The following is a 16,476-nucleotide window of genomic DNA, read 5'->3' on the forward strand; positions in this document are numbered from 1 at the left end:
CCGATATGTTAATTGGCATCAGTATACTTGTGATTTCCACCCTGATTGCGTGGTATGAACTTCCGCGTTTGTGGAAGCAAGGATGTAAAAAGACGGTTTGGTTGTACGTTACACTCATGCTGATCGGAAATGTGCTTGCTACGTTCAAAGGAATGGGAAAAATACTGCCAAATCCAGCCGATGGAATTACGTTTCTTATGGCCCCATTAAGCAAGCTGTTAGTGCAGATCGGGTTAATCAAATAAGTAAAGTTGGGCTCGGCATAGGGAGGCAGAGCATGAATAACGAGAGTACATTAACAGCTCGGCAGCTTATGATTTTTATTTTCTTGATTTCACTTGGAACAACAATTCTTGTCGTCCCCTCCATTTTGGCCGCACAATCCAAACAGGATGCCTGGATCGCCGGAATAGCGGCAGTAAGCGTTGGTTTACTCTTCATTTGGATGTATGTCAAGTTAGCCCGGATGTATCCGGCAATGACGCTTTTTGATATGAATGAATATGTATTGGGCAAATGGCTTGGCAAAGCATTAACGCTTCTCTACATCTATCTCATGTTCGTCCTAAGCGCGCAGGTCCTATTCTTTATTGGCACCTTCATGACGACCCAAATCATGCCAACGACACCGATCCAATCCATTCATATTCTCATGATCACGTTTACTGTCATTGGTGCAAAGCTGGGTGTGATCATCTTAGGGAGAACCGCGGAGATCTTTTTTCCATGGATTCTCTTGCTGTTCTTCTTATTGGTGATCTTTGTGGCTCCGCAGTCCAACATCAAGAATCTGCTTCCTATTGGCGAAGCAAGCTTCATGTCGATTGCTCGACCTGCCATGTTTATGATCGTATACTCCTTTTTTCCAATCGTATTTACGCTCTGTTTAATCTCAAAAGAGACGAAGTTCCCTGCGAGGTTCGCCAAATCCTTCTTCTATGGGGGCATAACAAGCGGAATCATGATGATCATCATCACATTATTAGGCATTCTGGTGATGGGGGCAGACCAATCGTCACGACATGTTTATGCAACCTACGCGCTGGCCAAAAAAATTAGCGTTGGGAATTTTCTTCAACGGATTGAGGTTACGGTCGCTTTCTTATGGTTTATTTCCATTTATTTTAAGCTGACGCTATATTTTCATGTCACGCTCAGAGCCGTTGCCTCCTTTTTTCAAATCCAAAATTATAAGTCTCTCGCAACACCAACGGGTCTCATTGTGATCGTGCTTTCTTTAATGGTATACCCCAATGTAGCCTACATGCATGAATGGGATCAATTTACCTGGGTACCTCTGGGATTATTTTTCGGCTGCCTGCATCCCGGTCTACTAATCATCATTGGCTGCTTGCGCAGAAAAAAAGCTAAAAACGGCTAAACAAGGACGTGCTTGCATGGGCAAAGAGTCCATAACACCGCGGCAACTCATGATCATCGTCATCCTCTATTCCATAGGCACTGCGATATTGGTCATTCCAGCATCGATAGCAGCGGATGTCAAACAGGATGCATGGATACCACTTGTACTGAGCATAGGTCTGGGCATAATTCTGACCCTCCTTTATACAGCAGTTGCCAAAAAATATTCGGTCTCTTCACTCTTCGACATCAACGACCTCGTTTTTGGCAAGTGGCTGGGCCGAATTATAACCTTGGGTATTTCCTTTTTGACACTTATTTTTGGCGCTCAGGACGTTTTTTACGTCGGCCATTTTATGAGTACTCAAATTATGCCTTCAACGCCTATCCAGGCAATTAACATCCTATTCATGCTGGTTGTCATGATGGGAGCCAAGCTGGGATTGGTTGTTTTTCTTAGAACTGCTGAAATCTTTTTTCCTTGGCTCATCTTATTGTTTACATTATTTATGACCATGAATATTCCTAATATGGATACAAACAATCTCTTGCCGATTGGCGAAGCTAACGCGATCCCGATCATTCGGTCTGTGATACGAATCATCAGCTTTACCTATATTCCCTTATTTATTACAATTGGCCCTATTATCCATCAAGTTTCAAATGTTAAAAGAGCTGGAAAGGGATACCTCGTAGGCGTTGTTATAAGCGGCCTGGCCATGCTTTTACTCGTGGTATCCAGTGTGCTGGTGCTGGGGGCTGATTCTACCGCCATGGAATCTTTCCCCAGTTATGCCTTAGCACAAAGAATTAGCATCGGGAATTTTTTACAGCGAATTGAAGTTGTCGTAGCCTTCTTATGGCTGGTTTCCATTTTTTTTAAAACATCGATGTATTTTCAAACAACACTTAGAGGGTTAGCACACACATTCCAACTCCGTGATTACAAATCGCTTTGCACTCCACTTGGGCTAATCGTTATCGTCCTAGCTCTTGTCGTTTACCCGAATGGAGCCTTTGAACAGAAATGGGATAACCACACTTACATTCCTCTTGCCCTCATTATAGGCATTGTTTATCCGCTAAGCATTATAGTGATTGGATGGATGAGAGGTCGGTTACCCGCCAAATAAAAAAAGCCTGGCATGCGGCGAAATCCGCATACCGGCTTCTCTATAATTACTTCAACTCCGCAACGAGGTTCGGCGGAACTTCACCCTGAACACCCTTCACCAAGTTATTCGCGGCAAGCATCGCCATATCAAACCGAGTCTGATGGGTGGCCGATCCGATATGCGGCAAGGTGACGACATTGGCCATTTTCAACAGCTTGTTATCCGGGTCTACGGGTTCTTGCTCAAAAACATCAAGACCCGCTCCGCGGATTTGCCCTTTTTCCAAAGCTTCAATCAGTGCTTCCTCATCAACGGTTTGCCCGCGGGAGGTATTGATAAAGATCGCGGTTTTCTTCATGAGCGCCAGCTCTTCGCGGCCGATTAGACGGGTCGTCTCAGGTGTTAGCGGCGTCATTAGCACCACAAAATCCGACTCCTGAAGCAGCTCCTGCAGCGACCGGTAAACCACGCCTAGCTTCTGCTCAGCTTCCTCTTTGCGACTGCGGTTATAGTACATAACCTCCATATTAAAACCAAACTTTGCCCGTCTGGCTATAGCTTCCCCGATACGCCCCATGCCAATGATCCCGAGCTTAGCATGATGAACATCGATGCCGAAAATATGATCATCGCTTCCTTTTTTCCACTGGCCAGCTTTCACGTAAGCGTCAAGCTCCGGTATTCGCCTTGCTGCGCCCAAAATCAGCCCGAACACCGTATCCGCCACCGTTTCATCCAGTACGCCCGGTGTATGCGTTCCCATAACACCTCTGGCCTTCATAGCAGCCGTATCTAAATTGTTGTAGCCTACCGACACGTTACTCACAATTTTGAGTTTCGGTGCATGATTGAGCAACTCTTCGTCAATGCTTCCACCAGATAGTAACAGTCCATCTACATCAGCCAGCTCCTCTAATAGCTGTTGACGAGGAATTTCTTCTTCCCTGTCCCATTTACGATAATCGCAGTACTGCGCTATGTACGCTTCTACTTCACTTGGAACTCGCTTTGCGAGAAAAACTTTAGGTCTCATCCTCAAATCTCCTCTCCATACTATGAAAGAATCGTACCACAAATGGCTAGATTCAGATAAGTTCTTTTTGATTTTTTAAGTAGCGGTATAAAATGAAACTACAAATGGCGCAGATCGCAGCGCACAGCCCAATGAACCCATATCCGGTCTGGAGACCGCGAATCAAGCCAATTTGGGTGTCCGCTCCAACCCATTGTTTGACCCATTCAATAACACCGCCAATGAGATAATTCCCAATGACACTGCCGACGCCCATTAGCGTAACTGTAAACGTAATTGCCGTATCGCTGCCGTTCGGGTATCTTTTGGCAATAAACGCCATAACGGTTGGGTAAATCATTGCGATGCCGATTCCCGCTGCTGCGAATAGGAAAGCAAGGGGTTCCCCTCCCAGAATCGCACCAAACGTGCAGATCGCAGAAAATCCCGAGAAAATAATCAAGGACAAATTGAATCCTATTTTATCCGTAATAGGACCCAAAATTAGCCTCGCTAGCGCAAAACAGAGGAAGAAAGCAGACAACATGCCAGACGCCTTTACCGCTTCCCATTCGTACGCTTTCTCTAAGAAATTGACTAACCACCCTCCTACCGCAAGCTCCGATACTACGCCAAAGGAAAGAATCAGGACCATATACCACAATACTGGATCACGCGTTAATGTTTTCAAAGGAACCCGGTCCTCATGGGAGATCTCGTCGGAAGGAAACGAACTGCGTAAAGCAAATAGGATAGGAAGAATGGACAATGAAAGCATCACCACATACATACCGCGCCAATCAAGCGCATGACCGAACACGCTTACCGTCATAAGTCCTGTTGCAATCAACGGGGCAACCGTGGAACTAAGCCCATAGAAGCCGTGCGTGAGATTCATCATCGTTCCCGTATTTCTCACAAAGATTCTCGCCCCCAGAATAGCGAGCGCAATCTCAAGCATTCCGTTGCCGATGTACATGAGAAAGTAGGAGGAAGAAAACATCGGAAAACTACTAGACAAGTAGATACAAAAACCTGAAAGGATCATCATGCCAAAGGCAGCAATACTGACGATTTTAATCCCCCATAGGCGCGTTAAAAAAGCCGTGAAGGAACAGGCGATGAGGTAACCCAGCGCGTTGAGAGACAGCAATGTGCCAAGCTGCGATTCATTCAGCATAAAATCGAATTGAATGCGCGGGATGGCGGGTCCCTTAATATTCTCTGAAAAGCCAAACACAATGAAGCCTAGAAAAATCGTAGCCAGTTGCATGGCGTAGACCTTTTTGGACTTATCCAAACGTTGTTCCACGTTGTCATTCCTCCATGCAGCTTACTTCATTTATAGTCACCAATATAATAGGCGAAAATGGGTTCAATCGGTTTAAAGTATAGATAGCCATCTTCTTCCCAAGGCTGGAAGTGCAAATCCATTCGCGAATCCTGCCAATTCTCGGGAGTTCCTCTCGTTCTCAAACGACCCGGTACAACTGGATCTTCAATTACCTTAGGAAATTCTTGATACCCAAACAGCAGATTCTCGTGCATCGCAATGATTTCGTATTTGTCGCCTGTGAACGATCGCTCTTCCTGAAGTTGATAATGATAATAGATATAACTGCTGATCATTTCAGGCTTCAAATGCGCTACTCTCCCAACGCGCTTCTCTACCCGCTCCTTTCGCAGCCAATGTTCGTTATTAGCAGGCTCATTAAAGTGGAACACGTCAATCATGCGAATCCATTTGCGGGGCTGCCGATGCCCTGGCCAATCCTTAAGATAAGGTAAAGCAGCACTAGCGATATCATCGGGACTTAACTCGCAGTCCATGCACTCATAATAGAGGAATAGACTTTTCTTCCACACATAGGCAGCAGCGGTCATCAACTCTCCCTGCATGACCCGTTGTATGGCTTGTTCACTTCGTTCTAGCGCCTCTACACCCGTAGATACTTGCCCCTCTTGCCATTCTGCTCGATAAATCATTCTTGTCATCATCTATTCTCTGCCTCAACTTTCTATGAGATCATGATCAACAAAACTGATTATACCATTGTTTCCCAAGGCGCGGCGCGACAAAAAAAAGACCCACAGCAATGTGCTGAGGATCTAAGGTTTATTTCAAACTCTAAACATTCTAACCAAGTCATTAAGCTCATGCCCCATCTTTTGCAATTCCTCCGTGGCTTGAAAGATGTCCTCCATGGATGCAGTCTGCTCTAGAGAGGAAGAAGCTACCAGGTTTGAGCTTGTTACCGCTTCTTTAGCAATCGATGCCAGCTCATTGACGGCTGAGGTGATTTGCGCAGCACGAACGAACGCATCATGCGTGATTTCGCGAATTTGCCCGCTGAGCGTAGTGACTTCATTAACCGCCTCGGAGATTTGTTTAAAGGCAAGGCTAGCTTCTGACATGAGTTCCATCCCTGTACTCACTTCTTTACTGCTTTGCTGCATAGTGTAAAAAGCTTGAAGGGTTTCATTTTGAATCGACTTCACAACGCTCGAGATATGATCTGCTGCTTTCTTGGAATCGTCAGCTAGTTTCTTCACTTCACTGGCAACCACCGAGAAACCACGCCCATGCTCCCCTGCGCGAGCCGCTTCAATGGATGCATTCAGTGCAAGTAAATGCGTCGTTTCTGAAATCCCAGTAATGATTCGCACAAAATTTCCAATTTCTTGCGTATGTACACTCAAATTCCTGACGTTCTCGGCCGAGTCATCACAGACAGATTGAATTGACTTGATTTGCGCCATATTTTTATGGATAACCTCATTGCCAGCGACCGCTTCATTCATCGCATTATGCGCAGAGGCATCGACGGTTTCGAAAAAATCAGCAATACGGTGAAGACCGCTGTTCATTTCATTAAGCGTATTCATGGTGACAGAAACACGGTCAACTTGCCTCTCGGCTCCCATAGTGACATGATTCATAGAGTCACCAATCTCTTTGGTTGTCTTCACCGTTTGTTCGGCTGTAAGGTTCAGTGTTTCTACGCCTGTTGTTAATTGCTGTGAGGAAGCGGATACTCGCCGTATCAAGCTTCGTAAATTACGCGCCATACGGCTCATGGCTTTGGCAGCATCTCCTAACTCATCCCGATGACGAATCTGAACAGAGAGTTCATCTTCCACGATATGACCAGATGCCATATGCTCCATCCTTTCTGCGATTTGTACGGCAGGATGCGACAGAACTTTCGAGGTCCATAATCCTATTCCCAGTATGCAAGCAAAAGAAGCCACAGTAACTCCTAGCGCAAAATTTACGATAGAGGAAAAGCCCTCTGCTGACAAGTGCTGCGCCTGAACATTTTGCGCCAAATTGTACCAAACTTGCCCAGTCACGCCCAGTAGACAAGCAGCCAATGAAAAGCTGATCATCAGCTTGGTCTGAATTGTATATCTCATTTTATGCCTCCCAGCGCTCACTATGGTTAATAAAAAATTTGCATCATCATATCAATCGCTTTGATCCCGGCGAATGGAACAAGAATCCCACCGACACCGAATAACCAAATATTACGAAACAGCAGCTTTTCCGCACTCATTGGCGAATATTTAACGCCTTTCACAGCCAGTGGAATTAAAATTGGGATAATGATGGCATTAAAAATTAGCGATGAAATCACGGCTGTTTCCGGTGAATGCAGTCGCATGATATTCAGTGCCTCAATCTGCGGAATTTCAGATGATAAAATGGCTGGAAGTATCGCAAAATATTTGGCAAAATCGTTTGCAATGCTAAAGGTAGTCAGCGCGCCACGCGTAATCAACAGCTGCTTGCCGATAAAGATCACTTGAATCAGCTTCGTCGGATCCGAATCCAAATCCACCATATTCGCCGCTTCCTTCGCCGCAATGGTTCCACTGTTCATTGCCAGCCCTACATCAGCTTGAGCCAGCGCTGGCGCATCATTCGTCCCATCTCCTGTCATCGCAACTAGCTTGCCTTGCGCCTGTTCTTCCCTGACGATACGAATTTTATCTTCTGGTTTGCATTCCGCGATATAGGTATCCACCCCGGCTTCTCGCGCAATGGTTTGGGCCGTTAGCTGATTATCCCCTGTACACATAACCGTCTTAATACCCATTTTACGCAAATCCTCAAACTTCTCTCTTAATCCCGGTTTAATCATATCCTTTAAATAAATAATGCCTAACAGTTGGCTGCCCCTGCTAACAGCCAGCGGTGTGCCGCCTTCCTTGGCAATTTCCTCACTGATAAGCAGCGCCTCTGGAGATCTGACGCCGCCTTGCTGTTCCATGTGCGAGACGATTTCTTCAACTGCTCCCTTATAATAAGTTTCGTCGCCAAGGATTAAACCGCTCATTCGGCTTTCTGCTGTAAAAGGAATGACTTTTCCCGCCCCATAGTGATCCTCTCGCCAGGTGATTTTCATGCTTGCAGCCAATTCCAATATAGATTGACCTTCTGGCGTTTCATCAAAAATTGAGGTTGCTACCGCAGCATGTATCAGTTCTTGTTCGGAAATCCCATATACAGGAGTAAAGCGAAATGCCTTCCGATTGCCATAAGTAATCGTACCCGTTTTATCCAATATGATCGTGCTCACATCACCAGCAGCTTCAACGGCTTTGCCAGACATCGCGAGTACGTTAAACCGAGTTACACGATCAATGCCCGCAATGCCGATAGCCGACAGAAGAGCACCAATTGTCGTAGGGATCAGACAGATGAGCAAAGCAACCAGCGTTGAGGTTTCAATAACAACTCCCAAATAACCAGCCATTGGAATCATTGTGATCGTAACAATAAAAAAGATGATGGTAAGCACGACCAGAAGGGTGTTCAGTGCGACTTCATTCGGAGATTTCTGCCGTTTCGCTCCCTCTACCAAGAGAATCATCCGATCCAAAAAAGTTTCCCCTGGATCAGCCATAATTCTCACCTTAATCCAATCACTGATGACCTTCGTTCCTCCGGTGACCGAGCTGAAGTCACTCTTCGCCCGCTTGACTACAGGGGCAGACTCGCCTGTGATCGCCGATTCATCGATGGCTGCTGTCCCCTCGATGATTTCGCCATCTCCAGGGACGAGATCACCATTTTCAATCAGGATCATGTCTCCCCTTCGTAATTCCGTAGAGCTGACGGTTTCCATGTCGCCATTTTTTCGAATGCGCTTCGCTTTCGTATCCATTTGCGTTTTCTTCAAATGATCCGCGTGCGCCTTTCCTCGCCCCTCCGCCAAGGCTTCCGCAAAATTAGCAAACAAAATGGTGAAAAGCAGGATAAAAAAGATAAAAAGATTATGTATCTGCCTCCCATCAGCACCAAAAGTACTCGGGAAAAGAATCATTAACAAGATCAAGAACGCTCCTGCCTCTACGACAAACATAACAGGACTTTTTATCATGATAATCGGATTTAGTTTCAACACAGCCTCGAGCAGTGCTTTATAAATAATAGGACTCTTTCTTTGATTTAACATGATTTCAAAAACCTCCAATGAACTAAAACTCTACGAATTCTCAGCTATTAGAACTGTTCAATGTGCAGCAGCACATAGGCGAGGTACACCAGCATCGCTACTGTTAATACACAAATAATAACCACGATGAAGTCTCACTCCTTTTGTAAATTTCATCCGACTAGGCGTGAATACTAGCCAAGCGCCCCGTCATGTCGTCTTTAAGAAGCGGCTTGCTAAAGAAATAACCTTGCATTTCATGGCAGCCTTTATTTTTTAGAAACTCAAACTGCACTTCCGTCTCTACGCCTTCCGCAATTACCTCAAGGTTCAAGCTTTGAGCCATTGCTATAATCGATGCTGCAATTGTAGTTTCACCATGCGTAGAAGTGATGTCATTGACAAATGATCGATCAATCTTGAGACGATCAATCGGGAAGCTTCGAAGGTAACTCAGCGAAGAATAGCCTGTACCGAAATCATCGATAGACACTTGAATCCCCAGCTTCTTTAGCTCCTCCAAAGTCCCTATGACTTGTTTCGCATTCTGCATAGCGACACTCTCGGTAATCTCTAGCTCCAAATAAGCTGGATGAAGACCCGTTTCTTGCAAGATATCAGCGACAATCTGGACAATATTAGCTTGTTTGAATTGATATGCAGAGAGGTTGACGGCTACCCGCATAGGAGGGAATCCCGCATCTTGCCAAGCTTTATTTTGTCCGCAAGCTGTCCGTAGGACCCACTCGCCAAGGGGGATAATAATGCCCGTTTCCTCTGCGAGCGGAATGAATTCTGTCGGCGATACCAGGCCTCTTTTCGGATGGAGCCACCTAACAAGCGCCTCGACACCTGTAATCTGACCCGTCTCAAACTGCAGTTGAGGTTGGTACATCAGCAGCAATTCATTACGCTCCAATGCTTTACGGAGCTCCTGCTCAATCGTGTGCGTCTCAGAAGCTTGAACGCTCATCGTTGGTGTGAAGAACTCGTATTGATTGCGGTGACTTTCCTTAGCTCGATACATAGCAGAATCTGCATTCATCATCAACGTTTTGGCGTCATGCCCATCATTTGGATAAAGACTAATGCCGATACTCGTTGTAACCGAACACTCAAGACCTTCAATAAGAATCGGACGATTAATCGCCTCAATAATCTCTTTTACGATGAAAAGAATAAAGCTCTCCTGTTTGAGGAATGGCAATAAAATCGTAAACTCGTCCCCGCCCATGCGTGCTATCGTGCCATGATGACCAACCGAGCTTAATAGACGTTTCGCTATCGTTTGCAGCAGCGTGTCACCAAAGGCATGACCCAAAGAATCATTGATATATTTGAATCGATTTAAATCCAGAAACAGCACAGCAAGCTTATGTTTGCCACGGTCCGCTTGCTCCAAGCTTTTCGTCAGGTGATCCGTAAACAATCGACGATTCGGTAGATCTGTCAGCGCATCATGATAAGCCATATGGTTGATCGTTTCCTCTGCTTGCTTATGTTCTGTAATATCTTTGCCAATGGCAAATACACCGACCACTTGGCTGTCGACGATGATCGGAACAAATCGAATGTGCAAATCGACTGGAAAACCTCGTTTATGAGCGATAGCAATTTCGAAACTAGCGGATAACCCTTTTTTAGCAAGCATAAAGGGTCTCAAGTAAGTTGATCTTGGGAGCACACTCAGGATATGCGTACAGGAAGTGCCAACTAATTGATTCGCCGAATATCCCGTTATTTTCTCCGTTGCCGGATTAATGGCTGTAACCAAACCATTTAACTCAAATGAACAGACAAGATCGGGATTATGATCAACTAAAGATTTATACCGGAATCTACTTTCCTCTAACATTCTCTCTGAATCTTTGCGGTCGGTTATGTCTCGAATAATACCCCGGAAGCCTGTTGGCGCCGAGTCTTGCGCGTCTAGAACAAGGACAATAGAAGCCTCCACATACTTACGTGTGCCATCCTCGCGAATGACCTCCCATTCCACACAATTGACAGCCGTTCCGGTATGGGCTACCCATTGATAGGCTTGTTTCAGTTTTTTCGCATCTTCCGCACTCATGAAATCCGCGATTTGACAGCCTAGCAATTCATTCTCCACCTTACCTAGCAGCACTACGAGAGAATGATTAAAAACTAGGAAGTTGCCAGTCATTGTTATTTCGTAATAGCCATCTTGGATACTATCCAAGGTTGAGCGTATTTTCTGTTCCTCTCGTATCAGCTGTAATGTCTCTATCTGGTTAACCTTCGCTATATTGCGCTGAATCATCGTGTACAGCAGGTAGGCTGTTACAATGATCATCAAGCTGAAAGACAGATAAGAGGCCCCCATCTTAAGGGCAACTTGCAGCAGACAAGCGAGCAGTACGTACATAGATACGATGCGAAAAGAAGTCTTTTTCCCTTCTTCTTTTTTTCTGATGTCTAGTAGCTTATCCATACTTATGTACTCCAGTCTTATAGTTGTTCGAAAAAAGTATGCAGGAGAAAATCGATGAGCTTGATCCCTAGGAACGGTAAAATGATGCCTCCTGCGCCATAGATGGCTAAATTCCGACTAAGCAGTTGATTTGCACTCATGGGCTTGTAGGAAACACCTTTCAAGGCAACCGGAATCAAAACCGGAATAATAATTGCGTTAAAGATGAGCGCGGATAGTACAGCACTCGTTGGCGATTGCAAATGCATAATATTAAAAACCTGCAGCTCCGGGAGGTCCCCCGCAAACATCGCAGGTATAATAGCAAAATACTTGGAGAAATCATTCGCAATACTGAACGTAGTCACCGCTCCGCGTGTAATGAGCAGCTGTTTGCCAATCGAAATCACATCCAGGATCTTCGTAGGATCTGAATCCAGATCGACCATATTGGCTGCCTCTTTGGCGACTGATGTTCCACTGCTCATCGCAATACCTACATCAGCTTGAGCTAAAGCTGGGGCGTCGTTAACCCCATCGCCCGTCATGGCAACAAGCTTCCCTTCGCTTTGCTCCTCCCGGACGATCCGTAATTTATCCTCCGGCTTACTCTCGGCATAATACGTATCGACGCCAACCTCTTTCGCAATGGTTGCGGCGGTCAGTGGATTATCCCCTGTACACATGATCGTTCGAATCCCCATTTGCTGCAGAAATTGCAATCGTTCGCGAATGCCCGGCTTAATCGTATCTTTTAAGTAAATAAGCCCCAGTATGTAATTATCCTTGCTTACCGCAAGGGGCGTCCCACCTTCTCGCGCAATAAAAGCATTGATCTCCTCCAGCTCCTCAGGAATATAACCGCCCCTGACAGTAACATAGCTGCAAATCGCGCTAACCGCCCCTTTTCGAAAAAAGCTGCCATTCAGATTTAACCCGCTCATCCGCTCTTCAGCTGCGAAGGAAATTACTTCCCCCTGATACGCTCTGAGATCACCTGTTATATGATGTCGTTTGGCCAGATCTACGATAGACCGCCCTTCCTGCGTGTCATCAAACAAAGAAGTGAGCACCGCTGCTTCCATTAACTGCTCCTGTGATGCGCCTGCAACGGGATAAAAGGCGGAAGCCATCCGATTACCGAAAGTGATCGTTCCCGTCTTGTCCAGAATGACGGTGTTAATATCACCAGCCGCCTCAACGGCTTTCCCCGATTTCGCCAATATGTTGATGCGGGTGACACGGTCAATTCCCGAGATGCCAATGGCGGACAGCAATCCCCCGATTGTCGTTGGGATTAGACATACGAGAAGGACAATTAACGTAGACACCTCCAGATGAACACCAACAAATGCAGCTAATGGATACAAGGTAACCACGACGATTAAGAAGATCAACGTTAATACCGTAAGCAATGTCGTCAATGCGATTTCGTTCGGTGATTTCTGCCGCCTGGCCCCTTCTACCATTTGAACCATCCGATCCAGAAAGGAGTGTCCAGGGTCTACGGTAATCTCAACTTTAATCCAATCACTGACCACGGTAGTCCCGCCAATTACAGCACTATGTTCACCATTCGCCTCTTTAATGACAACCGCTGACTCCCCATTAATCGAAGATTCGTCGATAGCCGCGATGCCTTCCACAATCTTACCGTCTCCGGGAATATAATCTCCCATTTCGACCAGTACAAGATCACCTTTGCGTAAATCCGTTCCGGCCACCACCTGGATACGGCCATCTTTGGATAACCGTTTGGCCTTTAATTCCTTTCTTGTTTTGATCAAACTATCCGCGTGTGCCTTACCTCTGCCCTCGGCCAATGCCTCAGCAAAATTTGCAAATAAAATCGTAAACAGGAGAATGAAAAATACCGTGATGTTATAGGACGTTTGATTCTCGGAGTGAAAATAGTGTGGAAATAGAATGAGTAAACCAATGACGAAGGTAGCTGTTTCCAATACGAATAGGACTGGATTCTTGATCATTACTTTTGGATTCAACTTCAAAAAAGGTTCTACAAGGGCTCTAACGACCATTTTCGAATGAAATAAATGCTTTAACCATTGATTCATGCGGACCCACCCTAGGAAGAGACTCCTCAAATTTTTGAACAACAAAAAGAAGCCTAAGAGCAGAGAATCTCTACTCTCGAGCTTCTAAGCAGCGTTTGGAACTTCATGTGAAGTTCTTGGAACGAATGTTACGCTTTCTAGCAATCTTTGTAAAACGCGGTGGTTGGACGCTATTCATGCTTTTTGACGTATTTCGCATATGAAAACGCGTCCAATTAGTAGACACTTTCATTTTCTATGAGAATGCTTTGGTTTTCTTCCGTTTTTTATAAATTTCAGTGAATCTGAACCCGAACATTGATGCATTGAAAATCAGCTGACTTTCATTTTTATTGGTTTTTTATACGTTTGATATGGATTTTTTACCTCTTTTTTATAGGTTTCTGCGTTACAATTATTCAGTACATTAGCACATCATTGATCCCATTAAAGGAGTTGAAAGTTTAATGAGCAGTCGAAGTTGTAGTGAACCTGAACCCAAACATCATCACGGGGAAGTCATGAACGCGTCTAATCATGAGAGACTGATTACGGTTAAACATCAACTCTTCTACGAATGGGTTCATGAATGACTTCCTCATACAGAGGAGGCGATCTTATGTACAACATCTATTCCAATAATGAAAACGGCATTTTGTGTAAAAATAATCAGATCGGGTATGGGTGCTGGGTTCATATGGTCGCTCCAAGCGGGCACGAAATGACTCATGTTGCTAGCACACTTGGCATTCCAATTGATTTCATTAAAGCTCCATTGGATGAAGAAGAACGCGCTAGAATTGAAAAAGAAAATAATCATACGCTAATTATTGTTGATATGCCTAACATCACCAAAAACGAGAAAAATCAACTTATCTATGAGACTGTCCCTTTAGGGATCATTCTAACCGGCGATTGTATTGTTATGGTCTGTTCAACCGAACATCCGATCATGAATCAATTTATTCATAAAAAAGTGAAGCAATTCTACACGAATAAAAAAACAAGATTTTCACTTCAAGTCCTATATTTAATCACCCTGCTTTACTTGAGATATCTGAAGCAAATTAGCAAAATGATGAATGAAATTGAGCATGAATTGCTCCAATCCAAAAAAAATAAAGAGCTTTTCTCATTACTAAATTTAGAGAAAAGCTTAATTTACTTTACGACTTCACTGAAATCTAACCAAATGGTTATGCAAAAAATGCTTCGACATCACCTTTTGAAAATAGGGGAAGATGATCGTCAGCTATTGGAAGATGTGATGCTTGAGAATCAGCAAGCCATTGAGGTGGCTGAAACCTACAGCACGATTTTAAGCGGCATGATGAATGCTTTCGCTTCCGTTACTTCCAATAATTTAAATGTCGTGATTAAATTTTTGACATCTGTGACGATCATATTGTCATTGCCAATGATTGTTGCAAGTTTCTATGGGATGAACGTACCGATTCCATATCAGACGGGTCCCCATGCCTTCTTGGTTGCTATATTGATCTCGATACTTCTTTCTAGTACAACTGCTTTTATTTTTTGGAAGAAAAGGTTTTTCTGAACAAACGAAAGTAAAGCAAGCTTTTTGAACCTTTCGAGATAGCCTCTTGTGGCAGCGCCATGACAGTTGAGAAGCTAGAAGCTGATTTTTCTGCTATAATGGGGAAAATGTGTCGGATAGAAAGAAACCTCATACTTTCATTATGACACCTTGTGGGGTGATATTCATGGTTAACACACGTCTTTCCGTTGCTATTCATATTTTGTCTTTAGTTCATTCGAACCCTAAGGCTTCGTCTGAGATGATCGCAGGAAGCGTCTCAACGAATCCAGTTGTTATTAGAAGAATTACGAGTATGTTGAAAAAGTCTGGCTTATTATCTTCAAGAGTGGGAGTTGCCGGGTTTGCATTGACCAAAAGTCCAAGCGAAATCAGCTTATATGATATATATAAATCCGTCCAACTGGAGTCAGAGATTTTCAATATCCATGATAATCCCAATCCGAATTGTACAGTAGGTCGGGAAATTCAACAAACCTTAGATAAAACCTTTGAAAGTGTTAAATTGGCCATGGAAAATGAGCTTAGAAATAAAACACTACAAGATGTTATTTATCATATTTTCAAATAGTGCCTTTGTTAGAAGTGTATCCAACGTACAAGAAACCATGTACACATTGTAGAAAAAGGCTGCCGATAGTTTGTTATCGGCAGCCTTTCATTTTTGCTTGGAGATGGTTAAGCTAACGCGGTCGGCCTTACCATGATTTCGCTGATAAGCGTGTCGTCAGGTTCATTAATGGCAAAAGCAATGGCTCTGGCAATGCTGTTAGGAGCAATCCCTAAGCCGCTTATTTGACCTGCTAACGCCTGCACTTCAGGGCTTGTAATGCTATCAAAAAGTTCGGTCTTCGTCAGACCTGGAGCAATTACGGTTGATCTGATATTCGAAGCCGCAGATTCTTCAAGTCGCAGTCCTTCCGAGATGGCTCTGACAGCGAACTTGGTAGCTGCGTAAACAGCTGATGTCGGTGACACTTGATATCCAGAAGTGGAGGACAGATTGATGATATGTCCGGCCTGCTGCTCCCTCATAGTAGGTAGTACTGCCGCGATACCGTATAAAACGCCTTTGATGTTCACATCGATCATTTGATCCCATTCTCTTACTCTTAATTCATTCATCCTCGAGCTCGGCATGACGCCTGCATTGTTCACCAACACATCGATTCGGCCATATGCACTCAGTGCAAACTTGGCCAATTGCTGCATATCTTCCGCTGAAGCGACGTCTGCTTTTACAGATACAGCCTCCCCGCCACCCTCTTTGATTTCAGCAACAATGGCATGAAGACGCTCCTCTCTTCTCGCTGCCAATACCACCTTTGCCCCATTTTTCGCCAACAACTTCGCTGTAGCTTCACCTATTCCACTGGATGCTCCCGTAATAATGACCACTTTATCTTGTATGTTTTCCATCGTTAAACGCTCCTTTGTTTTCATTTTTATATAACGCGTGTTGAATATTTAACGGCCGTTGATTAATATTATAGACAGAAG

Annotated in this window: 14 protein-coding genes; 6 read left to right on the plus strand and 8 right to left on the minus strand. The window is 44.5% G+C overall.

All coding sequences use genetic code 11. The features are described 5' to 3' along the window. Positions 1–5: 5 nt before the first annotated feature. Genes AC58VC_RS26445 through AC58VC_RS26455 form a run of 3 tightly spaced genes read left to right on the plus strand, consistent with a single transcriptional unit; the run spans position 6 to position 2,495 of the window. Positions 6–245, plus strand: a complete 240-nt coding sequence (locus AC58VC_RS26445; RefSeq protein WP_497372965.1) for a hypothetical protein — start codon at positions 6–8, stop codon at positions 243–245. A 32-nt stretch (positions 246–277) separates the two neighbouring features. Then, positions 278–1,381, plus strand: coding sequence for a GerAB/ArcD/ProY family transporter (locus AC58VC_RS26450; RefSeq protein ID WP_497372968.1), 1,104 nt, complete (start codon positions 278–280; stop codon positions 1,379–1,381). Between the two features lie 16 nt (positions 1,382–1,397). Further along, positions 1,398–2,495 (plus strand): GerAB/ArcD/ProY family transporter, encoded by a 1,098-nt coding sequence (locus AC58VC_RS26455; protein ID WP_497372970.1) that lies wholly within the window; start codon positions 1,398–1,400, stop codon positions 2,493–2,495. A gap of 46 nt (positions 2,496–2,541) precedes the next feature. Here the strand turns inward: AC58VC_RS26455 and AC58VC_RS26460 are convergent, their stop codons facing one another. The 7 genes from AC58VC_RS26460 to kdpB (AC58VC_RS26490) all read right to left on the minus strand — a co-directional run bounded on the left by AC58VC_RS26460 (position 2,542) and on the right by kdpB (AC58VC_RS26490) (position 13,439). Further along, positions 2,542–3,510 carry a 2-hydroxyacid dehydrogenase gene (locus AC58VC_RS26460; RefSeq protein ID WP_497372972.1) on the minus strand — a complete coding sequence of 323 codons (969 nt, stop codon included), beginning with the start codon at positions 3,508–3,510 and terminating at the stop codon, positions 2,542–2,544. A gap of 52 nt (positions 3,511–3,562) precedes the next feature. After that, the gene (locus AC58VC_RS26465; RefSeq protein WP_497373302.1) at positions 3,563–4,762 is read right to left on the minus strand and encodes an MFS transporter; all 1,200 of its coding nucleotides are present in this window, start codon (positions 4,760–4,762) and stop codon (positions 3,563–3,565) included. A 65-nt stretch (positions 4,763–4,827) separates the two neighbouring features. Continuing rightward, the gene (locus AC58VC_RS26470) at positions 4,828–5,475 is read right to left on the minus strand and encodes a hypothetical protein (protein ID WP_497372974.1); all 648 of its coding nucleotides are present in this window, start codon (positions 5,473–5,475) and stop codon (positions 4,828–4,830) included. Positions 5,476–5,610: 135 nt separating this feature from the next. Beyond that, complete coding sequence (locus AC58VC_RS26475) at positions 5,611–6,906, minus strand: methyl-accepting chemotaxis protein (RefSeq protein ID WP_497372976.1); 1,296 nt, start codon at positions 6,904–6,906, stop codon at positions 5,611–5,613. A 26-nt stretch (positions 6,907–6,932) separates the two neighbouring features. Then, a complete protein-coding gene (gene kdpB, locus AC58VC_RS26480) occupies positions 6,933–8,951 on the minus strand; it encodes a potassium-transporting ATPase subunit KdpB (protein WP_497372978.1) in 2,019 nt (672 codons plus the stop codon). A 160-nt stretch (positions 8,952–9,111) separates the two neighbouring features. Continuing rightward, entirely contained in the window at positions 9,112–11,385 is a 2,274-nt protein-coding gene (locus AC58VC_RS26485) for a sensor domain-containing protein (protein WP_497372980.1), read from the minus strand. 17 nt (positions 11,386–11,402) lie between these two features. After that, positions 11,403–13,439: a potassium-transporting ATPase subunit KdpB gene (gene kdpB, locus AC58VC_RS26490; RefSeq protein ID WP_497372982.1), complete on the minus strand. Its 2,037-nt coding sequence runs from the start codon at positions 13,437–13,439 to the stop codon at positions 11,403–11,405. A 446-nt stretch (positions 13,440–13,885) separates the two neighbouring features. Here kdpB (AC58VC_RS26490) and AC58VC_RS26495 point away from each other — a divergent pair, with 446 nt between their 5' ends. The 3 genes from AC58VC_RS26495 (at position 13,886) to AC58VC_RS26505 (ending at position 15,547) form a co-directional block, all read left to right on the plus strand. Further along, the gene (locus AC58VC_RS26495; protein ID WP_497372984.1) at positions 13,886–14,011 is read left to right on the plus strand and encodes a hypothetical protein; all 126 of its coding nucleotides are present in this window, start codon (positions 13,886–13,888) and stop codon (positions 14,009–14,011) included. A 26-nt stretch (positions 14,012–14,037) separates the two neighbouring features. Further along, positions 14,038–14,976: a magnesium transporter CorA family protein gene (locus AC58VC_RS26500; protein ID WP_497372986.1), complete on the plus strand. Its 939-nt coding sequence runs from the start codon at positions 14,038–14,040 to the stop codon at positions 14,974–14,976. 166 nt (positions 14,977–15,142) lie between these two features. Next, complete coding sequence (locus AC58VC_RS26505) at positions 15,143–15,547, plus strand: Rrf2 family transcriptional regulator (protein WP_497372988.1); 405 nt, start codon at positions 15,143–15,145, stop codon at positions 15,545–15,547. Positions 15,548–15,654: 107 nt separating this feature from the next. Here AC58VC_RS26505 and AC58VC_RS26510 read toward each other — a convergent pair whose 3' ends face one another. Next, positions 15,655–16,395 (minus strand): SDR family oxidoreductase, encoded by a 741-nt coding sequence (locus tag AC58VC_RS26510; protein WP_497372990.1) that lies wholly within the window; start codon positions 16,393–16,395, stop codon positions 15,655–15,657. Between the last annotated feature and the right edge of the window lie 81 nt (positions 16,396–16,476).

It is taken from the genome of Paenibacillus sp. J22R67 (assembly GCF_059692175.1).